Here is a 23061-nt window from a genome sequence, read left to right on the forward strand (position 1 = left end):
ATGAATCCTCGCTCAACGCTTTCGAAAGCACATCTGTCACGTTCGGTACTCGGCGCCGCCGCTCCGACGACGACGCCACGCTCGACGCCTTCTCGTGCAAAGAAGGCAGCCGGGCTGAGTACTGCGGCTGTGATGGCGTGCGCGTTGGTAGCGTGTGCGGACGCTGAGGAGGATTCCTCGCCGCTCAGTTCTGCGCATGAGCAGGACGTGGCGGGTGACGGCACAGGTGGTGACAAAGGATCTGGACCACCAGTAGCCACCGCATTATCGGATGGCAACCGCACTGGTGATGTCACCATTGATGATTTCTACGATGATTTTTCCACGATTGTCGTCGCCGCAGAGGAAGAAGGTGCACAGCGCACCGCGGCCACGGTTGCAGTAGAAGAATCTGCGCCGATGATTGCCACCATCGCTGAGTTTGAGATGGACGTGGTGGAGTTTTTTGAGTCGCATGATATCGACAACATCATCACCGTCGGTAACCCGGTCGCTCCCACCGGCCACGAGTGGTCAGAGTGGTCGGATAGTGTAGAGGCACATGCCCCTGCGCAGCCCGGGGAGCATACCGCACCGATGCCATGGGCCTACGACGGCCCAAAGATCGCTGGGCTGCTGGAGCACTTGGAAAGCAACGGAAAGCTTCCGAAAAATTCCGCCAAAGAGGCCACGCCGATTTATGTCAGCGAACAGACCGCACTGGCTTCTGTGGCATCGGTTGTGGCCGCGGGCAACGAAGTGACAGTCTTGGATGCGCCGGATATCCGCGCAACCCCGGAATCCATGGAAGCCGCACTCAACGGCGACATCATCACCTTGGGCGCGGCATTCGGAGACCAGGATTATGTTGACCGCACGGTGGATTTGGCCGAAAACGGTGAGCTTCCTGGCGGCGGCGGGCTGGTGTTCCCGGGCCGTCGCATGATTGCTCTGTACGGCCACCCGGCTGGCCCGGCTTTGGGCGTGATGGGGGAGATGCCGCCAGAAGAAGCCATCCGGCATGCGCACGATCTGGCCGACCAATATCAGCACTTGGATGACCAGCCTGTGATCCCTGCCTTCGAGATCATCGCCACGATCGCAGCTGCCCAGCCAGGCCCACACGGCTTGTACACCAACTACACCGATGAGGCGGAGCTGCAGCCTTATATTGATGCTGCGGTTGCGGATGGCGGTTATGCGTTCTTGGACTTGCAGCCGGGCCGCGAAAGCTTGTTGGAGCAGGCGAAGCATTACGAAGAGCTGTTGAAACAGCCTTATGTCGGCCTCGCATTGGATCCGGAATGGAAGCTGGGGCCTAATGAAGAGCCACTGCAGCAGGTGGGGCACGTTGATGCGGCAGAGATCAATGAGGTTGCTGATTGGTTGGCAGAGTTGGTGCGCGAGAACAACTTGCCGCAGAAAGGCCTGATGGTGCACCAGTTCCAGCACCAAATGATCCGCAACCGTGAAGCGGTAAACACCAACCACCCAGAGCTGGGCTTCGTGCTGCATGCAGATGGCCACGGCCCTCCGGAAGAGAAGTTCGCTACCTGGGACATGGTCCGCAATGATCTTTCCGACGGTTGGTACATGGCCTGGAAGAATTTCATTGATGAAGATACCCCGACTTTCACCCCTGAGCAGACCTACGAGATCAACCCTCGTCCGTGGTTTGTGTCTTACCAGTAAGTCTGTGTGAAACACGCTACTTTGACGCTTCACTCCAGTAGTCTGGGAGCATGAGCGTTGAAGTAGAGGAAGTCACCGGCTTTTTGGCTGGGCATGAGCCATTTTCGCATTTGCCGCCAGCTGATCTGGCGGCTATTTCTGCGTCTATGACCATGCGCTATATCCGGCGTGGCACCACGATCATTACCTCGGGCCAACGCAATGACACCTTGCATGTCATTCGTTCTGGAGCCGTGGATGTGTTGGATTCCGACGGCGGGCTGTTGGACCGCCGTGAGCCGGGCTTGAGCTTTGGCTATTCAACACTGGTGGCTAATCCGGGTGTTGCTGAATCACGCTATACCACCGTGGCGGTAGAAGACAGCCTGGTGTTGGAGCTATCGCGCGCAGATTTCCAACACGCGATTGCTGAGCACCCCGATATTGAGCGTTTTTACTCTTTGCAAACCCGGCAGATCCGCAGTGCGGCCCAGGAGCTTGCCGACGACGCTGCCACGGGTGTGTTGCGCACCCCTTTGCGCGATGTCATGATCGTGAACCCACAGGCCACCACGCCGGATACCAGCATTGCCGCGGCAGCGAGGCAAATGCGTGAGCAAGTAGTCTCGTCGTTGTTGATTACGGATAACGGTGCGCTGTGCGGAATTGTTACTGACCGCGATATGACCGGCCGTGTGGTTGCGCAATCGCTGGACACGTCGTTGCCGGTCAGTGACGTGATGACGCGGGACCTGCGCACCGTTACTCCGGAGACTCTCGCTTTTGAGGCGATGCTGATCATGGCGGAGTTGAATATTCACCATTTGCCGGTACTGGAAGCAGACAAGGTGGTTGGTGTAGTCGCGGGTGCGGATATTGCGCGCTTGCTCCGCGTGAACCCGATTTACTTGACCGCCGATTTTTCCCGACGTAGCTCCCGCGCGGAGTTACGTGATGCTTATCGGGATGCGTGCGCAGTCATCGCGCGCTTCTTGGATCGCAGTGGCGATTTTGCGGAAGCCGCGCAGATGATGACCATCGCCGCAGATGCCATCGCCCGCAGGCTGTTGGAGCTGGCAGAAAAGGAATTGGGCCCGGCGCCGGTTCCGTTTGCCTTTGTGGTTTTGGGATCGCAAGGCCGTCGCGAGATGGGGCTGTCCTCGGATCAAGACAACGCGATGGTGTTGTCTAATGACTATGACCCAGACGTACATGGTGAATACTTTGCGACGTTGGCGCGCTGGGTGTGCGAGGGTCTCGCCGAGGCCGGACAGGAGTGGTGCCCGGGCGATATGATGGCGACGAATCCGCAGTGGCGCCAGACAGCCCGCGGTTGGGAAGATACCTTCCACACCTGGATTACTGCACCCGATGCCGATGCTTTGCTGCATGCGCAGACCTTTTTCGATTTCCGCCCGATCTATGGCGATAGTGCGCTTGCCGACGCCGTCCACCGCACAGCGGTGCGCATGGGTGGCGAGTCCACACGTTTGCATGCGCATCTGGCAAGCCTAGCTGCGCGTCGTGAGCCCCCGCTGACGTTTTTCAAAGGCTTGGTGGTGGAACGTTCCGGGGAGTATGCGCGCACGCTGAATATTAAAACCGGCGGCACGTACAGCATCGTGCAGATGGCCCGGCTCTATGCCATCGCATCCGGGGTTGATGCCGTCGATACTGCAACGCGGCTAGAACACGCGGCTGGTTCCGGTGTGTCCAGAGAGGGGGCGCGCGATCTTGCCGACGCTTTCTATTTCCTACGCACGCTGACCTTGCGCCATCAGGCGCGGCAACTTCGTCATGGTGAGCAGCCGGATTATCACGTGGATCCGAAGCGGCTCTCGAAAATGGATCGCGAGCATCTCCGAGATTCTTTCCGGGTGATCAAGCGTATGCAATCCGCGCTGGGGAATAAATACCCCGTGCGCAGTATTTCTTAAACAATAAGCGAAACAATAGGTGGTGCTTGTGAGTTTTCGTTCTGCTATTTCTGCCATCTCCGGGGGCCTGTGGGGCCAAAAAACCTTCGATATTGCTGCGCCTGCGGATGATACCGCGTTGGATGAGCTGCCGATACTCGCGGTAGATATGGAAACCACCGGGATTAAGCCTGCCCGCGATGCGATGCTCTCGATCGGCTGGGTGCCACTCAACGGCCGCAGCATTGATCTATCTGGTGCGGGTTATGTGGTGGTCGCTGGGGCAGAGGTCGGCGAGTCTGCCACTATCCACGGGCTTACCGACGATGAGGTCGCCACGGGTGTCTCGGCGGAAGAAGCGATCGAGCAGCTGTTGCAGGCACTACAGGGCCGTGTGCTGTTGGCACATTTTGCCGCGTTAGAGACGGGCTTTGTGCACAAACATTGTCGGCAACTTTACGACGGCGCGGTCCCGGATCTCGCGGTCGTCGACACGTTTAGCCTCGAGCGGCGCCACATGGAGTGCATGGCAACCTACCCGCGCGGGGAGGATCTGCGTTTACCACGGGTTCGTGAGCGTTATCACTTACCGTATTACACCAGCCACAATGCTTTAAACGACGCGCTGGCCTGCGCAGAGGCGTATCTCGCGATTACCTCGGTGAGCAGTGTGCGCACCTTAAAAGATATTAAGGAATAGGCCTTGTACAGTAGAAAGCATGCGTTTTGGACGAATTGCTCACCCAGAGGGTATGGCTTTTGTCGTCATCGAAGGTGATGATGAGCTGGTTGCCCGCGAAATTTCTTCCACCCCATTCACTGAGCCGGAATTTACTGGCAAGGAATGGAAGTTGGATGACGTAAAACTCTTGGCTCCGATGCTGCCATCGAAAATTGTGGCGCTCGGACGCAATTATGCAGACCATGTTGCGGAGGTGTTCAAAGAATCTGCAGAATCGCTGCCTCCGACACTGTTTTTGAAGCCTCCAACAGCGATTACCGGCCCGGGTGCCCCGATTAAGATTCCGGATTTTGCCACCCGCGTGGAATTCGAAGGCGAGCTAGCGTTGGTGATCTCTCGCCCGTGCAAAAACCTGAAGGCCGAGCAGTGGAAAGACGTCACGTTGGGCTTTACCATCATCAACGATGTTTCCTCGCGTGACCTGCAGTTTTCCGATGGTCAATGGGCGCGTGCGAAGGGTATTGATACCTTCGCTCCGCTGGGCCCATGGATTGAGACAGATGTCGATAAATTCGATCTATCGGATCATCCGATCAAGGCTTATCTCACCCACGACGGCGAGACTAATATCAAGCAGGATTCTTCTACCGGACAGATGATCAATACTGTTGGCCAGATTTTGGAAAAGATTACCGCGTCGATGACGCTGCTTCCTGGCGACGTTGTGTGTACTGGTTCTCCAGCTGGCACGGAGGAAATGGTGCCGGGTGATTTCATCGAAATTGAAATCCCAGGTTTGGGCAAGTTGGGTAACCCAGTAGAGCGTGCCTAATTTTTTATAACCCCAGCGAACGCAGAATGGTTTGCAACTTCGCTGTGGTTTCTGCCAATTCTTGCTCGGGGTCGGAATCGGCCACGATGCCGCCACCGGCCCAGGTACGTCCCTGGCGGCCCCAGATTTCCGCGCAGCGGATGGCCACCAAATACTCACCGTCGCCGGTGTTATCGCACCAGCCAACCGCACCGGCATAAAACCCGCGGGCAGATTCCGCGGTGTGGATCAAATGATCGGCCGCTGCGGTTGGGGTGCCGCAAATTGCGGGGGTGGGGTGGATACGCGCGGCAAGCTCCAGCGCGCTTAACTGCGGCTGTTTCAGCTGCCCGCTAATCGGGGTTGCCAGGTGCCACATCTCAGTGGTTTTGATCAACTGTGGCTTCGTCGGAATGCTCAGCTGTTCGCACAGTGGGGATAGCGCCGCACGCAGGTGATCCACCACAAAGGCGTGTTCGTGCAGGTCTTTTGCAGAATTTTGCAGCTGAAATCGCGCATTTTCGTCTGCCACAGGGTCTGCCGAACGTGCAGCAGATCCGGCCATGGGGATGGCGCTGACAGTAGAGCCCTGGCGTTTCACCAACACCTCTGGTGATGACCCCACCAGCATGTGGCCTTCGCGTCCAGCAGGAGAGAGGTCAGCGATGAAACCGTCGCGGTGCGCAGAATTATCAATCAATCGGGCAGCAACTAACCGGGGGTCGACGTCGGCAAGAAATTCGAAATCGACTGCCCGGGCGAGCACGACTTTTTCTAAACGCGACGAGATGATCGTGTCGATGGCGGCTTCCACCCGGCGCAGGTGCTCCTGTGGTTCCGGATCCACCGAGCTGATCCGCGCGCGCAACTCACCCTGGCGATAATAGGCGGGTGGTTCCAGTGGGCCGTCTTCCCGAATGATGGATTCCGGCACCGTGAGTGCAGCACGGTCATTGGGATTAAAGGGCAAGGCGCCGACGATCATCTCGTGCTCGCCGTCGGCAAGCGCCTTGATGGCCCGATCAATGTCGGTGTAGGTGTCCACACAACCTTGGGTACGCACAGATCCGTGTGCTCGAGAGAGCAAAAAATCCGGTGCGGTGGCAGGGCGGGACGATTGCATAACTGTCGATAATACCGCCCCTACAATGCGGTGCGATAACTGGGCTACCATGGCTGCTATGAGTGATGTACGCGTACGATTTTGCCCTTCGCCCACCGGAACTCCGCACGTCGGACTGGTGCGCACGGCCCTGTTCAACTGGGCCTACGCCCGGCACACCGGTGGCAAACTGATTTTCCGCATTGAAGATACCGACGCCAAGCGCGATTCGGAAGAATCCTACCAGGCCATTATCGACGGCCTGGATTGGTTAGGCCTGGCCTGGGATGAAGGTATCAACGTCGGCGGCCCGCATGAACCATACCGGCAGTCACAGCGCAAGGACATCTATGCAGAGGTGTTGAACAAGCTGATTGCTGCCGGCGAGGTGTATCCGGCTTATTCGACTGCCGATGAGGTAGAAGAGCGCCACCGCGCCGCTGGGCGTGACCCGAAGCTGGGATACGACAACTTTGACCGCGACTTGACTGAGGATCAGATTGCCCAGTTTGAGGCGGAAGGCCGTAAGCCAGTGTGGCGTTTGCGCATGCCGGATCAGGATTGGGCCTGGACCGACCTGGTGCGCGGCGAGGTGGAATTCAAAGCTGCGACGCAGCCGGATTTCGTCGTCGCCCGTTCCAATGGCGAGCCCCTCTATACCTTGGTTAATCCTGTCGACGATGCGCTGATGGGTATTACCCACGTGCTGCGTGGTGAAGATCTGCTTTCGTCTACACCGCGGCAGTTGGCGCTGTACGGCGCGCTGCAGCGCATTGGCGTGGCCGAAGCTACCCCGGAATTCGGCCACCTGCCGTTCGTGATGGGTGAGGGTAACAAGAAGCTGTCGAAGCGTGATCCACAGTCGGACCTGTTCAACCACCGCAGCAACGGCATCATCCCAGAAGGCATGTTGAACTATCTGGCTTTGCTGGGATGGTCTTTGTCCAGTGAGCAGGATATCTTCAGCGTTGATGAGTTGATCGCGGCTTTCGACGTTCAGGATGTGCTGGGAAATCCGGCACGCTTCGACCAGAAGAAGCTCGAAGCCATCAACGCCGATCAGATCCGCCGCCTAGATACTGCGGAATTCACCCGGCGTTTGCGGGCTTTCCTGAGCGAATTTACGGATTTCCCGGCAGATTACCCAGAAGACAAATTCGCTATCGCTGCTGATTTGGTGCAAACCCGCATCAAGGTGCTTTCTGATGCCTACGACCTACTGAAGTTCTTGGTTACCGCCGATGCTGATCTGCAGCTGGATGAGAAATCGGCGCGTAAGAACCTGAAAGAGGAAGCCATCCAGCCGTTGGATGAGGCCATTGCTGCGCTTGAGGCCGTGGAAGCTGAAGAGTGGAAAACTGAGAAGCTGGAAGCGGTGTTGTCCAAGGCGCTCATCGAAGACCTTGGACTGAAACCACGTAAGGCTTACGGCGCACTGCGTGTGGGAATCTCCGGTGCTGCGGTATCGCCTCCGCTGTTCGAATCCATGGAGCTGCTGGGGCGCGAATCGACGTTGACGCGGCTACGCGCTGCACGCGCCCACACCCCGTGGGAGCAGGACGCAGGGCGTGGTTAAGCCGCCGAAAAAGTCGTAAAAACTGTAGTTGCGCTGCTGATTTGGTGGAATATCAGAGTGGTGGTTATAGTATATAACCGTTGCACAGAGCGACACGGAAGAAAACAAAATACGATCAGTATTGATCATTTTCCTCCGTAAGTTTTGCGGCAATGGCCTATGGTGTAATTGGCAACACAGCGGTTTCTGGTACCGTCGTTCTAGGTTCGAGTCCTGGTAGGCCAGCAGTGAGACTGCTGAATGGTTTCACTAGTTCTAGCCCCGTTCGTCTAGAGGCCTAGGACGCCGGCCTCTCACGCCGGTAACACGGGTTCGAATCCCGTACGGGGTACAAATAGCGCGCAGGATGATTCTTACGGATCTCCTGCGCGTTTGCTCTATGCCATCTAAGCTTGGAACCTATGGGTAATAAAGAAAAACTGCAGAAGTTTTGGGCGAGGTATTTGGAGCTCAGTGACGAGCTCGGAGAGGCCAAGGATTGGAATAGTCTGAGCCCCCAGGCTAAGCGCTTGGTGCTCGGCCTGGTGGGTTATGTTGTTTTCGAAAAGGCGTTTACGTGGCACCATGTGTACCACACGCCAGAAAAACGGTTGCGGGGTAATCGGAAAGTCTGGTTTGTAGTCACCTGGTTAGCGGACGTCGTGGGTCCGCTTGCATTCTTTCTGTTCGGGCGGAAGCCGAAGGAGAAGAAGCGCAAGCCCAAAAACTAGAAGTAGTGGATTGGTCCTGCAAAAACGGCGCAGAATGAAACGTTTGCTGCTAAATTAACGATGCATATATGTGGCTAGAGTGATTCTGGTGGCTGCTAGCGTAGCCATGTGCTGAAGAGTCATACAGTAATGCAGAAAAATCGTTAAAGGGGTTCTATGAAGTTCCGTAAAGTACTCGCAGCCGCGGCTGCGGCAGTAGTGGGAGCAACCGGTATCGTAGCGCATACGCCTGCGGCGGAAGCACAGCAGCGTAACGTGGTGCTGTTCGGTGACTCTTTGTTGGCCAACCCACCGCACGGTTTTGTGGACTTCGTGAACCCCGGGTTTACCACGGGTGTCACGCTTGCAGAACACAGCAGCTGCCCGAAGGGTATCGACCGCGTCGGCGTGGAGCTGGAGCGTCGACACGGCGCTCATGTGTCTGATTTTTCGTGTTCGGGTGCGGCAACCTACGGAACCTTGAATAATCACAGCCCGCTGGCGATGCAAGTTGATCAAGCGTTGCAGTCCCAGCAACTAAATCCCGGCACCACCAACGTGCACATGCAGATTGGCCTGAACGACAATTTCAAAGGCTTTGGAATTTATGCTCACCAAAAGCAGTCGTACCGTGACTACGTCGGTCACCAGATCGATCGTATCCGCCACGCTGCACCGAACGCGCGAATTCAGATTCTGGGCTACCCAGAAATGATAGGTATGAATGACTTTGTCTGCCCAGTCCACTTCAACCAGGTAGACCTGAGCTTCCCGTTTGCGCCGTTGGGTAATTCCTTACGTGCGGTGACAGACTGGCAGAAGACCGTTGCTGCGGACAAGAACGTCGAATACTTCGACCTCAACCGTGCGACTCATGGCCATGGCCAGTGTGCTCCGAAGCAACAGCGCTGGGTATCTGGATTCTTGGACAACCAGTCTGATCCGTACAACATGACCTTCCACTACACGCACGAAGGTAACCGCCATATCGCCGATATCATCGCTGGTACCTGGTAAAACGACATCAATTTTGCGTGCGCTGCTCGGGCTTTAGTTCGCTTCTGCGTTATTAAGCCAGTGCGATAACTCGAGTGCAAGGCGCACCTCGGCGCCGTTGATATCACGTGTGCCGAGAGCGTTGCGGAACTTGCCGACGTAACCGGTCTGCCTGCGAATGTGCATTTATCGGCTGCACACTGTTCAGCAGAATCTTGGGGAAGTGCTTTCGGGCGGCGGCTGCTGGCAACAAAATAGTGAACGATCGTGGGCAGATCTCTTCCGAACCAGAAAGAATGAACACGATGCTGTCACTTCCTGGAGCCATTGGTGTGGGCGCAATTGTGCCTGTGCAAACGGCTGTCAATACGCGTTTGCGTGCCGACGTGCGCGACCCTGTCGTCACGGCACTGTATTCGTTTCTCGTGGGTACTGTCTCGCTGTTGCCGGTCGCATGGGTTTTGACGGGGCAGCCTTTACCGGAATTTTCTTCGCTTGCCGATGCTCCGCTGTGGTTATTTCTCGGCGGCCCGCTCGGGGTGCTATTTATCGTCGGCAATATCTTGTTGTTCCCACAGATCGGGAGCGTGCATACCGTCATCATGCCCATTGTTGGTCAGATGTTGATGGGCCTGCTTATCGATCACTTTGGGCTCTTTGGATATGATGTGCTTTCGATTTCGCCGTTGCGCCTGTTCGGTGCACTTATTGTCTTGGGCGCCACCGCGGTGGTGCTTGATATCGGTCGAGGCCGCCTTTGGGAGGGACATGCTCAGGGGCTAGCCGCCTGGGTGTGGCGCGGGTTTGGTGTCGCGATTGGCATGGGCTCAGCTACCCAAACTGCTGTGAATGGGCGTTTAGGGGCAATCATTGGATCGCCAATTCACGCAGGTCTGCTTTCGCTCGCAGTCGGTGTTGCGGTGCTGTTTATCCTGAGTCTCGTTCTGCCTGGGCGCTCGCGAGTATTCCGTCCCATTCCGGCAGGTCCGTGGTGGAAATGGCTCGGCGGTGTTCTGGGCGCGTTTTTCGTTGTCGGGGGAGCGCTGTTTGCCCCGATTCTGGGTACCGGGTTGATGGTCATCGCGGCGTTATCCGGAACCATTACGGCAGGTCAGCTTCTGGAAACGCGCGGTTGGATTGGGGCGCCGAAACGTCGCCTGACGGTACGGCGAGTTTGTGGATTGGTCGGGATTTTCCTCGGCGTCGTTGTAGTGCGCATGAACTAAGCCAGCAGCAATGTCCGTATTTTTCTAATACGCCTTACGAAGAAGGAACGTGTGTATACGGGGCAGTACCGGTAAGTTGGTGCTGCGTCGTAACGATTAGTGTGTACGGAATTTTCATGCTCTGACGGTGATGCGGTTTTTGTGTATCCTCGGCTAACACAATCGATCCATACAGATCGGTTCGTGACAGATGATTCGTTTATACGTACCCGAGTAATCGGAGGAAGTAGTAACAAATGTCCATCCCATATCGCGTACAAAACCCGGCCACGAATGAGGTCGTCGAATCATTTGATACGGCGACAGACCAGGAAATCCAGGATGTTTTGAGCAAGGCTCATGAGGCATTCCAGACTTGGCGCAACACCACTTTCGCAGAGCGCGCCAAGATTGTGAACAAGGCTGCGGATTTGCTGCGTGAGCGTAAAACCGAGCTAGCAAAGATCGCTGCAGAAGAAATGGGTAAGCAGATCCCAGAGCTGGAAGGCGAGGTTGAGTTCTCCGCTAACATTCTGGCGTTTTACGCGGATCGTGCCGAGGAATACTCGGCTGACATGCCAATCGAGGTACCTGGCGGTAAGGCAGTGATGCGTCGTCTGCCACTCGGTGTGCTGCTGGGCATCATGCCGTGGAACTACCCTTATTACCAGGTTGCCCGCTTTGCTGGCCCGAACTTGATGAACGGCAACGGCATTATTTTGAAGCACGCCGAGATCTGCCCGAAGTCGTCGGCAGCTTTCGAGAAGATCTTCCTCGAGGCTGGCCTGCCAGAAGGCGTTTTCAACAACGTTTATGCTAATCACGACCAAATCTCCACGATCATTGCCGATAAGCGCATTCAGGGCGTTTCCCTGACCGGTTCCGAGCGTGCAGGTGCCGCGGTTGCTTCACAGGCAGGTAAAGCACTGAAGAAGTGCGTGCTTGAGTTGGGCGGTACTGACCCATACATCGTACTGGACACGAATGATGTCAAGGACGCAGCAAAGGTCGCTTGGGAAAAGCGCATTGACAACACTGGTCAGGCGTGCACCTCGAACAAGCGCATCATCGTCATGGACGATATCTACGACGAGTTCGTTGACGAGATGGTGCGTATCGCAGAATCCTACAAGCCTGGCGATCCACTCAACCCGAACGAGGGCGAGTTCTACCCACTGTCTTCCCGCGATGCTGCGGAGAAACTCAACGACCAGGTACAGCGTGCGGTGAAAGAAGGCGCCAAGCTGCACACCGGCGGCGAACTGCACGAGTCCGCTGCGTACTACAGCCCAGCTGTGCTGACAGACGTACCGGTTGGTTCCGAGTCCTACTACGACGAATTCTTCGGCCCAGTTGCCGAGATCTACTCCGTGAGCTCGGAAGAAGAAGCCATCGAGCTGGCTAACAACTCGAACTACGGCTTGGGCGGCGCAGTCTTCTCGGAAGACAAGGAGCGTGCCAAGAAGGTTGCCGACAAGATCGAGTCCGGCATGATTCACGTCAACCTACCACAGGCCATGACGCCAGTGCTGCCATTCGGTGGTGTGAAGAACTCCGGCTTCGGTCGTGAGCTTTCCGTGCTGGCGCTTGATGAGTTCGTGAACAAGCAGTCCTTCTACGTCAACGACTAAGAAGCGATTGACAAAAGTGACTGCGTAATAAGCTAGTTATTGACTAGTAAGCTCAGTTGGCTTTCACCCGCGGTCCGTGTATTCGGCCCGCGGGTGTTAGTTTTTTACCTCGTCGTAAGCCGCTAAGGCTTGGCGACGGGATTCTTTTAGATCCACCAATGGCTGCGGATACATCGGAGTCCCAAACTCCGGAACCCAGTGCCGGATATAACGGTAATGAGGATCGAAGCGTTTTGCCTGACTATCGGGGTTGAAGATTCGGAAATACGGTGCGGCGTCATCGCCACAGCCGGCCGCCCACTGCCAATTGAACGGGTTCGATGCTGGGTCAGCATCTACCAGGGTGTCCCAAAACCAGGCCTCACCGTGGCGCCAATGGATGCCGAGGTTCTTCGTTAAAAAACTCGCTACTACCATGCGCACTCGGTTGTGCATAGTGCCGGTTTCCCATAATTCCCGCATCCCGGCATCAACCACCGCAATCCCGGTTTGCCCCGCACGCCACGCCGAAAACACTCTTCGAAAATCATCGGCCGGAAGATCTTCTGTTGTTTCCGCACAGCGCGGATCCCGGTACGTGGTAGCTACGCGTTGCGCTTCTGTCTCATCCCAGTGCCAATCGAAATGATCGAACTGTTGCCGCACGTTGCGCCGGTGCAGCTCCGGCAAATGGTAGAGCCGATGCCACGCAAAATCGCGCCACAATAATTCACTGAGAAATGCGGAAGCATCCTCACCAGCAATGCGCCCAGTATCACTCGCTTCGGTGACCAGGGCCCACAGGCGGTGGATGCTAATCTCGCCGAAGCGTAAATACGGTGAAAGCCGGGAAGTTGCCTGCTTATCTAAACGGTCACGATCAGCAGCATAGTGCGGTGCTTGTTTCCGCGCAGCCGCAGCTAATTGGTCCAGAAACTCTTCGGCGACCTTCCAACCTGCGTTTTCGCCGGGTAGCCAATGCTGTGCAAGCGTGTGCGTCCAGTCGGGCTCGTTCCAGTCAGGCAGCGGGGATGAGGCAGGAAAATCTGTGCCCGGTCCTGCGAGCCCAATTGGGCCTAGTTCATCATGGCTTGTCGGCGAGGGGTCTTGATCATTGGCATCGTTGAGGTAGCTGGCAACATTATCTTCTGCAATAGTGCGGGCGGTTTTCGCAAACGGAGTGTAGACCTGGTACTGCTTTCCCTGTTGCGTCAGTACTTCCCAGGGCTCGGTTAATAAATGCCCGGCAAAGCTTCGCGCCGTTACCCCGCGCTCATGCAGCATCTGTTTAATTTCTGCATCCAGTTCGCGCAACGGCTCGTGATAGCGTCGCGACCACCCCACCGCGGATACCCCAAATTTCTTAACAATTGCGGGAATGATCTCGCGCGGATCGCCTGAGTGATATAGCAGCGGGACCCCGTGAGCAGCGAGGCTGTTCTTAAGCTGGTGTACGCTTCGTTGCCACCACCACCGTGCCGCTGCGCCTAGCTCCCGGGTACGGGTTGTTTCTGGATCTTCCTCGATGACAACGGCAATCACAGGGCCTTGCTGTGCAATCCAGTCGAGCGCGGAGTTATCGCGCAGCCGTAAATCGTCACGAAACCACATCAATGCTGGTTGCAGGGTGCTCATTGTATTTGGCATCTGTATATCAGTCGTTTTTACGTTTTCCGCAGTAATGTTAGCTGCAACCATGTCGGCTGCTAGCTGCAGCGCCGGTAGCAATGGCCCGCGTTAACGTAGCACGACGAGTGCGTCACTGCCGCGGTGCCCAAAACGGGTAAACGGGGGCCAGGGGAAAGGCGCATAGAACTATCTTAAGCCACCCCGAAACTAAAAAATGCCAGACTTATAGTTGCGCACTGAGGTCGTGTGCTGCCTGCTGCACAATCTCGGCATAGCACGCTGCCGGACTGGGTTGCATGCGCTCGGTGGACCCGGAAACGGAAAGCACTGCGACCAGAGAATCAGTGGCATCAAATACCGGTGCCGAGATGCTGGCTAGGCCTGGTTCACGTTCGCCGATGGATTCCGACCAACCGCGTTCGGCGGCCTCGGTGACGTCGGCAAGCGAATAGGAGGCGGTGGCAAGGATTCGGTCGCGCTCATCAGGGGTGACGTCGGCAAGTAAAACCCGGGCGGCTGAACCTGAGTTCAAAGTCAGCGTCGAACCTACCGGCACCACGTTGTGCAGGCCAGAAGTTGGTTCGCAGGCGGCGATGCAGATGCGCTCGTCGCCGCGGCGCTGGTAAAGCTGCACGGATTCGCCGGTTGCATCCATCAGGTTTTCCATGAATGGGGTAGCTGTGGCCACCAGTTTGTCCTGGGATCCGGGAAGTTCTGGGCCCGCACCCCAGCGGCCGTCAGCCCGGCGCGCCAAAATCTGGTGCATCTCCAACGCGCTGGCCAGGCGGTGTGCAGTGGCGCGGGGAATACCGGTGTCGGTGCACAGCTCGGAGAGGTTCATTGGGGTATTCGCGGTGGCTTTCATGATCGCGACCGCGCGATCGAGCACTTTGATTCCCGAGATTTCGCTATAGCGTCCCATACCATGATACTATCTTCCTAACATATGGGATAACAAGTGAGGTGGAAACCATGACAGAAAAACTCACTCTTGCCGAAAAAGTATGGCGTGATCACGTCGTCGTCGAAGGAGAAGGCGACAAACCAGACCTGATCTACATCGACTTTCAGCTGCTGCACGAAGTCACCAGCCCACAGGCTTTCGACGGGCTGCGGATGAATGGTCGTGCGATGCGACACCCGGAGCTGCACCTGGCCACCGAAGATCACAACGTGCCAACGCAAGGTATTACCAAAGGTAACCTGTTGGAGATCAAAGAGGAAACCTCCCGTACCCAGGTGGGCACGCTGCGCAAAAACTGCGAAGAATTCGGCATTCGCCTGCATTCCATGGGGGATAAGCAGCAGGGCATTGTTCACACCGTCGGCCCGCAGTTGGGTATTACCCAGCCGGGCATGACCATCGTGTGTGGTGACTCGCATACTTCCACCCATGGTGCCTTCGGTTCGATTGCGATGGGTATTGGCACCTCTGAGGTAGAACATGTCATGGCCACGCAGACGCTGTCGCTGAAGCCTTTCAAAACCATGGCCATCGAAGTCAGTGGTGAGCTGCAGCCGGGCGTGACAGCTAAGGATCTGATTTTGGCGATTATTGCGAAGATCGGCACCGGTGGCGGTCAAGGCCACATTATTGAATATCGCGGTGAGGCCATCGAAAAACTGTCGATGGAAGCACGCATGACCATCTGCAATATGTCCATTGAAGCCGGTGCGCGCGCCGGAATGGTCGCGCCCGATGAAAAGACCTTTGACTACGTGCGCGGCCGCGAATTCGCCCCAGAAAACTTCGACGAGGCAGTGGAATACTGGAAGACCTTGCCGACGGATGAGGGAGCCGAGTTCGATACCGTCGTGGAAATCGACGGCTCTGCGCTGCGTCCATTCGTCACCTGGGGAACCAACCCTGGGCAAGGCCTGCCACTGGATTCTGTGGTTCCGGACCCAGAAGACTGCACCGATGATAGCGACCGCGCAGCCACGGAAAAAGCCCTGGCCTACATGGATTTGCAACCGGGCACCCCGCTGCGTGATATCAAGATCGACACCGTTTTCTTGGGCTCGTGCACCAATGCGCGTATTGAGGATCTGCGCGCTGCCGCTGAGGTAGTCCGCGGCCACAAACTGGCTGCGGATACCCGCATGATGGTGGTGCCGTCCTCGGCGTGGGTAAAACAGCAGGCCGAAGACGAAGGTCTGGATAAGATCTTTACCGACTTTGGAGCGGAATGGCGCACCGCAGGTTGTTCGATGTGTCTGGGCATGAACCCTGATCAACTGCGTCCAGGCGAGCGCTCGGCGTCGACGTCAAACCGTAACTTCGAAGGCCGACAAGGCCCTGGCGGGCGCACCCACTTGGTTTCGCCAGCCGTAGCCGCTGCCACCGCGATCAAGGGCACCTTGGCTAGCCCGGCGGATTTGTAGAGCAGCGAGGATAAAGAGGAGCACAACCCATGGAAAAGTTCACCACACACACCGGCGTTGGTGTGCCGATGCAATACTCCAACGTTGATACTGACCAGATCATCCCGGCGGTGTACCTCAAGCGCGTTTCGCGGACGGGGTTTGAGGATGGCCTGTTTGCCAACTGGCGCAAAAACGATGACTTCGTGCTCAACCGCGAAGAATTCCGCAACGGTTCCGTGCTGTTCGTCGGCCCGGATTTCGGCACCGGTTCCTCTCGTGAACACGCAGTGTGGGCACTGGGAGATTACGGTTTCCGTGCGGTGTTTTCGCCGCGATTCGCCGATATTTTCCGCGGTAATGCCGGTAAGGCCGGGCTGTTGGCAGGAATTATGGAACAATCCGATATCGAGCTGATTTGGAAGCAGCTGGAAGCAGAACCCGGCACCGAGGCGACGGTGGACCTGGAATCGCGTTCGGTGGATGTCGGCGGAAATGTCTATCCGTTTGAGATCGATGATTACACCGCGTGGCGTCTGCGCGAAGGCCTGGACGATATTGGGCTGACGCTACAGAACGACGACGCGATCAGTGATTTTGAATCACGCCGTCCACGCTTCAAGCCACAGGTGCGCTAGCTAGCGCACTGGCAGTGGTGATGCCAGATAGTCGGCACCGACGAGCTTGCCTTCACGCAGCGCAAGCACCCAGGTGCCGGCTTTTTTAAATTCCCGCGGTGCGATGTCAAAGTCGGCCTCAGCCGCTAAAGTCTCGATGATCTCTGGCATCATCCCGCCCTGCGAGACAATCACCGGAACCCCGCCGCCGGAAGCAATCTCGCGAAAGCGCGCGGTCGCCGCCGGAAGATCATCTAATCCGGCATCCCCCACAATCCGTTCGGTGGTCACCGGCAGGCTCAGCGCATCGGAGAGCGGAGCAATGGTGGTTTGGCAGCGTGCCGGTTCTGCGGAATACAGCGCGGTCGGCTTGTATGCGCGCAGCATCGGTACCAGCAGTTCCGCCTGGCGTCGTCCCTTCTTGTGCAGCGGGCGCAGATTGTCATCGCCGCTCCAGGTTTTGCGGTCATGCGCTTTGGCGTGACGCACATACAGCACGCGCGTGTCGACGGCGTCGTCATGCCGGATGGCTGCTTGTTGCAAGACCCGCCGGTCGGTGTCGTAGGTGAGTTTCTCGTGCGCCTCGTCTACGTTGAGCCAGCGCAGTTTGTTTACTTCCTCATTTTTCTGGAATTTTCCGCCGGTGATATTCGCGTTCCAGTAAAAAACCACCTTCGTGCGTCCTTGCACGGGGTAGTTGACCGATCCCAGTAGTGAGCCAAGCTGGACTTGATAACCTGTTTCCTCGGCGATTTCGCGCACGCAGCAGCTGGCCAGTGATTCGCCAGGGTCAACCTTGCCTTTCGCCAGTGACCAGTCGTCGTACCGCGGGCGGTGAATCACCGCGACTTCCCAGGCACCATTTTCACCGCGGCGCCACAGCACGGCACCAGCTGCCAGCGTCGGCTTAGGGTAGTCGGCACCTGGATTTTTCCCGATTTGGTGATAACGGGCGGAGAGGTTAAATCCGCTTTGGTTATCTTTATCGGCTTCGCTCATCTGGGATTTTTTCACCATGCTGTCTATTTTCCCGAAAACCACCGCATTTTGCATAACCAGCGTGCGCCCAAACGGTAGGCTGGTGGGGATGTATTTCAAGGAGGCGCAATGAGGGTCGCGGTCATGGGAGCTGGTTCGTGGGGTACCACGCTGGCAAAAGTTTTCGCCGATGCCGGAAATAACGTCTGCTTGTGGGCGCGGCGGCAAGAGCTCGCGGAAACCATCAGCAACACCCGGGAAAACCCGGATTATTTGCCGGCCATTACGCTTCCCGACGCCCTGGAAGTCACCACGGATATCGCGGCCGCACTGGGCGGTGCGGAAATCGTGGTGTGTGGCGTGCCCTCGCAAACTCTGCGCGATAATATCGGCGCCTGGGCGCCGCTGATTCCCAGCGATGCCACGGTGCTGTCGATTTCGAAGGGCATTGAGCGCGGCACGTTGAAGCGCATGACGGAAGTCATCGTGGAAGCCGGTATCGAACAAGACCGCGTCGCTGTTCTATCGGGGCCGAACCTGGCGCGCGAGGTTGCTTTGGAACAACCCGCGGCTACCGTGATCGCTTGCGTGGATGAAAACCGCGCGAAGCTGGTGCAGGCCGCGGTGGCGAATCACTATATCCGCCCGTATACCAATACCGACGTCATCGGCTGTGAGCTCGGTGGGGCCTGTAAAAACGTCATCGCGCTGGCCTGCGGCATGGCCACCGGGTTGAGTCTGGGGGAAAATACCCAGGCCACGCTGATCACCCGCGGGTTGGCAGAAATTACCCGCCTGGGCAACGCCCTGGGTGCCGACGAGCGCACCTTCGCGGGCCTGGCCGGTTTGGGTGATCTGGTGGCTACCTGTAACTCGGAGCTGTCCCGCAACCGCACCTTCGGTAAGCGGCTAGGTTTGGGAGATAGCTTGGCGCAGGCGAAAGCCGCAACGAAAGGCCAGGTGGCGGAAGGCGTGATTTCGTCGAATTCGATTTTCCAGCTCGCGCAGGACCATAACGTCGATATGCCGCTGACCCAGGCGGTGTATTCGGTGTGCCATAAGGATCTGGCCGTATCCGACATGATGGTTTCGCTGATGGGGCGGTCGAAAAAGTCCGAGTAGACCGGGATAAGCCGCAGAAACGCGATGTGCCGGTGGTAGCATGACGCGCATGACAAACAAGACGCGCGTGGCAGTATTTTATGGTGGCCGGAGCACTGAGCATTCGGTTTCTTGCGTATCCGCTTCGGCGGTCATGGCTCACTTGGACCGGGACCGTTATGAGGTCATTCCTGTCGGCATCACTAAAGACGGTGTGTTCACGGTAGGCGAGCAGGGCTTAAAAATTGTCGATGGCCAGTTGCCGGAAGTTACGCTGCGCGACGAGCTTGCATTATCGCTGAACCCGCAGCGTCGGGTGCTGCACAATCTCACCACCGGTAAAGTGCATGCAGAGTTCGATGTGGTTTTTCCTGTCCTACATGGCCCGTTCGGCGAGGACGGCACCATCCAGGGCATGCTGGAATTAGCCGATATTCCGTATGTGGGCACCGGTGTGTTGTCTTCGGCGGCGAGCATGGACAAGGAGTACACGAAAAAGCTGCTGGTTGCCGAGCAGTTGCCGGTCACACCTGAGGCAGTCGTTGGGGCAGGCGAAGTGCTTGCCGACGACGACAAGCAGCGCTTGGGCCTGCCGGTGTTTGTGAAACCGGCCCGCGGTGGCTCCTCGATTGGGGTTTCCAAGGTCACTGATTGGAAAGATTTCCCGGCGGCTCTGGATGCCGCGCGCGATGCGGATGTGGCGGGCAAAGCGATCGTGGAAACCGAGATCGTTGGTGACGAGGTTGAGGTTGGTGTTTTGCAGTACCCAGACGGTCGCATCGTGGCATCGGTGCCGGCGAAGCTGAACAATATTGCTGCCAGCGAAGAGGGCTTTTACGGTTTTGAAACTAAGTATCTTGCCGACGTTGTCACCCCGACAATTCCGGCCCCGTATGACGATGAGGTTACCGGCCAGCTGCAGGACATGGCGCAGGCCGCATTCCGGGCACTTGATTGCCAGGGACTGGCACGGGTGGACTTCTTCGTTACCGCATCCGGCCCGGTGATCAACGAGATCAACACCATGCCAGGTTTTACGCCGATTTCGATGTACCCGCAGGTATTCCAGGCCAGCGGTGTTGCCTACCCGGAGTTGCTGGATACCATGATCCAGACGGCGCTGGCGCGCTAGCCGCTAGTTAGGTCGGCCCGGCGCGCTAGCCGGCATTGGGGGCGGCCGCAGTGTGTTGTTTCAGCAGCTCCGTGATGCGTGAGAGTGATTCTTGCGCAGCCGCCTGCGGCGTCGATACTGCTACCGCAACTTCCCGGCCCAACGGGTACCAGGTGGAGGCAGTAGTGCCGTCGGCAAGCACGGTGTCTTCAAACCACGGCACTTCGTTGATTTGTTGCAAACGCTCACCCAGGGGAACGTCGGGGTCGGCGATGCCGCAGCGCAGCACGATCGGCTCGTAGCCCGGGTGCGTCCAGGCGATGGTGTCTTTGGCGGTGTCGTCGTACAGTTCGTAGCCTTCCGCCGGGGTGAAACCATCCTGGGCGGCGCTGATCAGTGACTGGCAGGCAGCCAGGTCTTCCGGCGTGCCGGAGGCGAGTTCAGATAACGGGGCCGGGTGCGGTTGGTGCTTGCGAAGTTCTAAGGCCTCTGTTGCCCCGGTCAATTGCGCGATGGCTTTGTGGGCCTCGCGGGAAGTGGCGGCAGCGCTATCCTGCTCTGTATTTTCTCCGGCAGCGTCAGTGCCTGCACCGTCATTTCCGGCAGTGCCATTACCCGCGCGGTCCACGGTGACCGCGACCGTCGGAAAGCGGTTGGTGGAATACCAGGTGGTTAGCGTTGAACCTGGGGTTTGGTCTTGTACCTCGAGCCATTCGGTTGCTGTATTACCGTCACTAGAGCTGCCGCGCGTGCTATCACTAGAGCTAGCACCGTCGGCTTCAACCACCTGCGTGTGTGAATATTCGCTGTATTGGAACGGAGTGTCCACGCCACACCGCAGGCTTACTTGGTCGCGGTAGTTTCCGCCAGCACCAGAACTTCCGGCGGCCCAGGCGGCCACACCGGCGGGGGCGGGCTCGGCGATTTCTGCGCGTGGGAGGTCAGCGACTTCGTCGGGAAGCGAGTCGATAAGCTGTTGGCATTCGGCAGAATCTGCGTGTTCGGCGGGCAAATCCGATAGTGTCACCGTCGGGGCACCACCACCAATGATGCGCGCACCCGCTAATACCACTGCGACCAGGCCTAGTGATAAGCCCAGCGAGGTGTAAATGGGGGCGCGGCCGATGCCTTCCACCGGGTCGGTAGCTGCCAGCTCGTTGTCTGGTGAAGCGCCATCTGCGCTATCTGCATTGTTGGTGGGATCTGCAGTCATAATCGAAAGTCTAACGAACAGCATCGAATGAAAGGCTATGAGTGAGCGATAAGCCAACCCAGCCAACCCAGCCAGCCCAGACAGTCCAGCCAACCCAGTCAACTCGCCGTACCCTCGGCGAAGTCAGCGAGCGTGAGGTCATCCAGGCTATTACCGATGCTGCGCCGTCAGTGATTAACGGCGACGATGCCGCGGTGCTATTTCCGGGCCAACCCAACTCGCGCACGGTAGTCGCCACCGACACCTTGGTGGAAGGCCGACATTTCCGTCTGGATTGGTCTAGCCCGGAAGAGGTGGGGCAGAAAGCCATCCTGCAAAATTTCGCCGATATTGAGGCCATGGGTGCGCGCCCGACTGCGGCGTTGTTGTCGCTGTCTGCCCCGCCGGAGACCCCGCTGGAGGTCGTGCGGGGTATTGCTGCAGGCATTGGCACCCGGGCCCGCCGGTACACTGCTGAGTTGGTCGGCGGTGATGTCACCAAGTCGAACCAGCTCATCGTCACGATTACCGCTGTGGGTTCGTTGGGCGGTTCCCGCAGCCCGCTGACTCTGGACCGGGCGCGCGCCGGGCAGCAGCTGGTTGCCCATGGCCGTCTGGGGTGGTCGGCCGCTGGGCTGGCGTTGCTAGAGCGGTTTGGCCGGGCGGATATTCCCCGGGAGCTCACCTCGCTTGTCGACGCCCACTGCGCACCGTGGCTCAGCCCCAACCGTGGCATGATCGCTCGTGCCGCTGGGGCTTCGGCGATGACAGATAACTCGGATGGGTTGCTTCGCGAACTGCAGTTGTTGTGCCAGCGTTCTGGGGTAGGCGTCGATCTGGACTTTGCCGCGCTCGCCCCGGATGACTTGCTCGTCCACGCCGGTCAGGTGCTCGGCATTGACCCCTGGGATTGGGTACTCGGAGGGGGAGAAGATCACACTCTGCTTGCAACCACCGCGAAATCCGCGCCGTCCGGCTTCCGGCGCATCGGTGATATCACCGCCGGGACGAAATCCGCGCAGCACAATGTCTGTATGGATGCCACACCAATCCAACTCAGCGCAGCCAACCAAGGATGGGAGTCTTTCCAATGACCGATACTGAGCTTGCAGCTAACCACGACAGCACGGGTAACCAAGCAGGCGCCGAGCTTGCCCAGAAACTCTCCGCCTGGCCCGGCCTGCTCAATCGCGTCGACAAGTCCTGGTACCCAGTACTGGCCACCGTGAGCGACGAGATCGTCGCCGCCATGAGCTATGCCAGCCAAGGCGACTACCTGCCAGCAGAAGACGACGTCTTCCGCGCGCTGTCCCTACCTCTGGAGAAGGTCCGTGTGCTTATCGTCGGCCAAGACCCCTACCCAACACCCGGCCACGCCATGGGACTGTCGTTTTCCACCCACCCGGCAGCCACCGGAGCCCCGCCGCGCTCACTGGCGAATATTTACCAAGAACTCGCCGCCGATACCGGGCATGCTGTTACCGCCGACGGCGACCTACGCCCTTGGCACGAGCAAGGCGTGCTGCTACTCAACCGGGTGCTTACCGTCGCGCCGGGCCAAGCGGGCTCACACCGCAAGCAAGGTTGGGAGGCCGTGACTGAAGCCATCTTGCGTGCCCTACCGGCAGAAAACTTGGTGGCCATTCTGTGGGGCAAACAAGCCCAGGAATGCGAGAAATTCCTCGACTGCCCAGTGATTACCAGCCCACATCCGTCACCACTTTCGGCACGCCGCGGCTTTTTCGGCTCCCGTCCGTTTAGCCGCGCCAACCAGTACCTGACAGACCAAGGCTGCCAGCCAATTGATTGGCAATTATAAGATTGTAAGCTAG

Annotated in this window: 21 protein-coding genes and 2 tRNA genes; 17 read left to right on the forward strand and 6 right to left on the reverse strand. The window is 57.8% G+C overall.

Features of this window, described 5'->3' with window-relative positions:
* From B142_RS0102965 to B142_RS0102980, 4 genes are read left to right on the forward strand one after another with little or no spacing between them, the layout of a single operon-like run.
* Complete coding sequence (locus B142_RS0102965) at positions 1–1671, forward strand: cell wall-binding repeat-containing protein (RefSeq protein WP_236588360.1); 1671 nt, start codon at positions 1–3, stop codon at positions 1669–1671.
* 50 nt (positions 1672–1721) lie between these two features.
* A complete protein-coding gene (locus B142_RS0102970; RefSeq protein ID WP_018120063.1) occupies positions 1722–3587 on the forward strand; it encodes a DUF294 nucleotidyltransferase-like domain-containing protein in 1866 nt (621 codons plus the stop codon).
* Positions 3588–3609: 22 nt separating this feature from the next.
* The gene (locus B142_RS0102975) at positions 3610–4266 is read left to right on the forward strand and encodes an exonuclease domain-containing protein (RefSeq protein ID WP_026167788.1); all 657 of its coding nucleotides are present in this window, start codon (positions 3610–3612) and stop codon (positions 4264–4266) included.
* A 19-nt stretch (positions 4267–4285) separates the two neighbouring features.
* Positions 4286–5080 carry a fumarylacetoacetate hydrolase family protein gene (locus B142_RS0102980; RefSeq protein ID WP_026167789.1) on the forward strand — a complete coding sequence of 265 codons (795 nt, stop codon included), beginning with the start codon at positions 4286–4288 and terminating at the stop codon, positions 5078–5080.
* A 4-nt stretch (positions 5081–5084) separates the two neighbouring features.
* Here B142_RS0102980 and B142_RS0102985 read toward each other — a convergent pair whose 3' ends face one another.
* Positions 5085–6182 carry an isochorismate synthase gene (locus B142_RS0102985; RefSeq protein ID WP_026167790.1) on the reverse strand — a complete coding sequence of 366 codons (1098 nt, stop codon included), beginning with the start codon at positions 6180–6182 and terminating at the stop codon, positions 5085–5087.
* Positions 6183–6231: 49 nt separating this feature from the next.
* Between B142_RS0102985 and gltX the strand changes: the two genes are divergently transcribed.
* The 5 genes from gltX (at position 6232) to B142_RS0103010 (ending at position 9443) form a co-directional block, all read left to right on the forward strand.
* Positions 6232–7737 carry a glutamate--tRNA ligase gene (gltX, locus tag B142_RS0102990; protein ID WP_018120067.1) on the forward strand — a complete coding sequence of 502 codons (1506 nt, stop codon included), beginning with the start codon at positions 6232–6234 and terminating at the stop codon, positions 7735–7737.
* Between the two features lie 153 nt (positions 7738–7890).
* A tRNA-Gln gene (locus tag B142_RS0102995) sits at positions 7891–7962 on the forward strand.
* 33 nt (positions 7963–7995) lie between these two features.
* Positions 7996–8068: transfer RNA gene (locus B142_RS0103000), tRNA-Glu, on the forward strand.
* 70 nt (positions 8069–8138) lie between these two features.
* A complete protein-coding gene (locus tag B142_RS0103005; protein ID WP_018120068.1) occupies positions 8139–8447 on the forward strand; it encodes a hypothetical protein in 309 nt (102 codons plus the stop codon).
* A gap of 156 nt (positions 8448–8603) precedes the next feature.
* A complete protein-coding gene (locus B142_RS0103010) occupies positions 8604–9443 on the forward strand; it encodes a GDSL-type esterase/lipase family protein (protein ID WP_018120069.1) in 840 nt (279 codons plus the stop codon).
* A 33-nt stretch (positions 9444–9476) separates the two neighbouring features.
* On the opposite strand, the gene B142_RS14150 is transcribed toward B142_RS0103010, so the two are convergent.
* Entirely contained in the window at positions 9477–9608 is a 132-nt protein-coding gene (locus B142_RS14150; protein WP_018120070.1) for a hypothetical protein, read from the reverse strand.
* A 119-nt stretch (positions 9609–9727) separates the two neighbouring features.
* On the opposite strand from B142_RS14150, the gene B142_RS0103020 reads away from it, so the two are divergent.
* The gene (locus tag B142_RS0103020; RefSeq protein WP_026167791.1) at positions 9728–10648 is read left to right on the forward strand and encodes a DMT family transporter; all 921 of its coding nucleotides are present in this window, start codon (positions 9728–9730) and stop codon (positions 10646–10648) included.
* Between the two features lie 236 nt (positions 10649–10884).
* Complete coding sequence (locus tag B142_RS0103025; protein WP_018120072.1) at positions 10885–12258, forward strand: NAD-dependent succinate-semialdehyde dehydrogenase; 1374 nt, start codon at positions 10885–10887, stop codon at positions 12256–12258.
* A gap of 96 nt (positions 12259–12354) precedes the next feature.
* On the opposite strand, the gene B142_RS0103030 is transcribed toward B142_RS0103025, so the two are convergent.
* Both B142_RS0103030 and B142_RS0103035 read right to left on the reverse strand, forming a co-directional pair.
* Positions 12355–13872 carry a cryptochrome/photolyase family protein gene (locus B142_RS0103030; RefSeq protein ID WP_236588359.1) on the reverse strand — a complete coding sequence of 506 codons (1518 nt, stop codon included), beginning with the start codon at positions 13870–13872 and terminating at the stop codon, positions 12355–12357.
* Between the two features lie 217 nt (positions 13873–14089).
* Positions 14090–14788, reverse strand: coding sequence for an IclR family transcriptional regulator (locus B142_RS0103035; RefSeq protein WP_018120074.1), 699 nt, complete (start codon positions 14786–14788; stop codon positions 14090–14092).
* A gap of 29 nt (positions 14789–14817) precedes the next feature.
* On the opposite strand from B142_RS0103035, the gene leuC reads away from it, so the two are divergent.
* Together leuC and leuD are read left to right on the forward strand one after the other, a co-directional pair.
* Positions 14818–16251 carry a 3-isopropylmalate dehydratase large subunit gene (gene leuC, locus B142_RS0103040; protein ID WP_126843899.1) on the forward strand — a complete coding sequence of 478 codons (1434 nt, stop codon included), beginning with the start codon at positions 14818–14820 and terminating at the stop codon, positions 16249–16251.
* 29 nt (positions 16252–16280) lie between these two features.
* Positions 16281–16868, forward strand: a complete 588-nt coding sequence (gene leuD / locus B142_RS0103045) for a 3-isopropylmalate dehydratase small subunit (protein WP_018120076.1) — start codon at positions 16281–16283, stop codon at positions 16866–16868.
* Here the strand turns inward: leuD and B142_RS0103050 are convergent, their stop codons facing one another.
* The gene (locus B142_RS0103050; protein ID WP_018120077.1) at positions 16869–17864 is read right to left on the reverse strand and encodes an NUDIX hydrolase; all 996 of its coding nucleotides are present in this window, start codon (positions 17862–17864) and stop codon (positions 16869–16871) included.
* A gap of 90 nt (positions 17865–17954) precedes the next feature.
* Between B142_RS0103050 and B142_RS0103055 the strand changes: the two genes are divergently transcribed.
* Together B142_RS0103055 and B142_RS0103060 are read left to right on the forward strand one after the other, a co-directional pair.
* Positions 17955–18947 carry an NAD(P)H-dependent glycerol-3-phosphate dehydrogenase gene (locus tag B142_RS0103055; protein ID WP_018120078.1) on the forward strand — a complete coding sequence of 331 codons (993 nt, stop codon included), beginning with the start codon at positions 17955–17957 and terminating at the stop codon, positions 18945–18947.
* 49 nt (positions 18948–18996) lie between these two features.
* A complete protein-coding gene (locus B142_RS0103060; RefSeq protein ID WP_018120079.1) occupies positions 18997–20058 on the forward strand; it encodes a D-alanine--D-alanine ligase family protein in 1062 nt (353 codons plus the stop codon).
* Between the two features lie 25 nt (positions 20059–20083).
* Here the strand turns inward: B142_RS0103060 and B142_RS0103065 are convergent, their stop codons facing one another.
* A complete protein-coding gene (locus tag B142_RS0103065; RefSeq protein ID WP_018120080.1) occupies positions 20084–21250 on the reverse strand; it encodes a DUF3515 domain-containing protein in 1167 nt (388 codons plus the stop codon).
* Between the two features lie 41 nt (positions 21251–21291).
* On the opposite strand from B142_RS0103065, the gene B142_RS0103070 reads away from it, so the two are divergent.
* Together B142_RS0103070 and B142_RS0103075 are read left to right on the forward strand one after the other, a co-directional pair.
* Positions 21292–22323, forward strand: a complete 1032-nt coding sequence (locus B142_RS0103070; protein WP_018120081.1) for a thiamine-phosphate kinase — start codon at positions 21292–21294, stop codon at positions 22321–22323.
* Positions 22320–23048, forward strand: coding sequence for a uracil-DNA glycosylase (locus tag B142_RS0103075; protein ID WP_018120082.1), 729 nt, complete (start codon positions 22320–22322; stop codon positions 23046–23048). Before B142_RS0103070 ends, B142_RS0103075 begins: the two co-directional genes overlap by 4 nt.
* The last annotated feature ends 13 nt before the right edge of the window (positions 23049–23061 follow it).

It is taken from the genome of Corynebacterium propinquum DSM 44285, from assembly GCF_000375525.1.
Lineage (GTDB): Bacteria > Actinomycetota > Actinomycetes > Mycobacteriales > Mycobacteriaceae > Corynebacterium > Corynebacterium propinquum.

Coding starts and splice junctions, on each gene's coding strand:
- B142_RS0103075 (WP_018120082.1), top strand. CDS start 22,320: ATGACCGATACTGAGCTTGCAGCTAACCACGACAGCACGGGTAACCAA.
- B142_RS0103020 (WP_026167791.1), top strand. CDS start 9,728: ATGCTGTCACTTCCTGGAGCCATTGGTGTGGGCGCAATTGTGCCTGTG.
- B142_RS0103035 (WP_018120074.1), bottom strand. CDS start 14,788: ATGGGACGCTATAGCGAAATCTCGGGAATCAAAGTGCTCGATCGCGCG.
- B142_RS0103030 (WP_236588359.1), bottom strand. CDS start 13,872: ATGAGCACCCTGCAACCAGCATTGATGTGGTTTCGTGACGATTTACGG.
- B142_RS0102970 (WP_018120063.1), top strand. CDS start 1,722: ATGAGCGTTGAAGTAGAGGAAGTCACCGGCTTTTTGGCTGGGCATGAG.
- B142_RS0103060 (WP_018120079.1), top strand. CDS start 18,997: ATGACAAACAAGACGCGCGTGGCAGTATTTTATGGTGGCCGGAGCACT.
- B142_RS0103010 (WP_018120069.1), top strand. CDS start 8,604: ATGAAGTTCCGTAAAGTACTCGCAGCCGCGGCTGCGGCAGTAGTGGGA.
- B142_RS0103050 (WP_018120077.1), bottom strand. CDS start 17,864: ATGGTGAAAAAATCCCAGATGAGCGAAGCCGATAAAGATAACCAAAGC.
- B142_RS14150 (WP_018120070.1), bottom strand. CDS start 9,608: ATGCACATTCGCAGGCAGACCGGTTACGTCGGCAAGTTCCGCAACGCT.
- B142_RS0102965 (WP_236588360.1), top strand. CDS start 1: ATGAATCCTCGCTCAACGCTTTCGAAAGCACATCTGTCACGTTCGGTA.
- B142_RS0103065 (WP_018120080.1), bottom strand. CDS start 21,250: ATGACTGCAGATCCCACCAACAATGCAGATAGCGCAGATGGCGCTTCA.
- B142_RS0102980 (WP_026167789.1), top strand. CDS start 4,286: ATGCGTTTTGGACGAATTGCTCACCCAGAGGGTATGGCTTTTGTCGTC.
- B142_RS0103025 (WP_018120072.1), top strand. CDS start 10,885: ATGTCCATCCCATATCGCGTACAAAACCCGGCCACGAATGAGGTCGTC.
- gltX (WP_018120067.1), top strand. CDS start 6,232: ATGGCTGCTATGAGTGATGTACGCGTACGATTTTGCCCTTCGCCCACC.
- leuD (WP_018120076.1), top strand. CDS start 16,281: ATGGAAAAGTTCACCACACACACCGGCGTTGGTGTGCCGATGCAATAC.
- B142_RS0103055 (WP_018120078.1), top strand. CDS start 17,955: ATGAGGGTCGCGGTCATGGGAGCTGGTTCGTGGGGTACCACGCTGGCA.
- B142_RS0102985 (WP_026167790.1), bottom strand. CDS start 6,182: ATGCAATCGTCCCGCCCTGCCACCGCACCGGATTTTTTGCTCTCTCGA.
- B142_RS0103005 (WP_018120068.1), top strand. CDS start 8,139: ATGGGTAATAAAGAAAAACTGCAGAAGTTTTGGGCGAGGTATTTGGAG.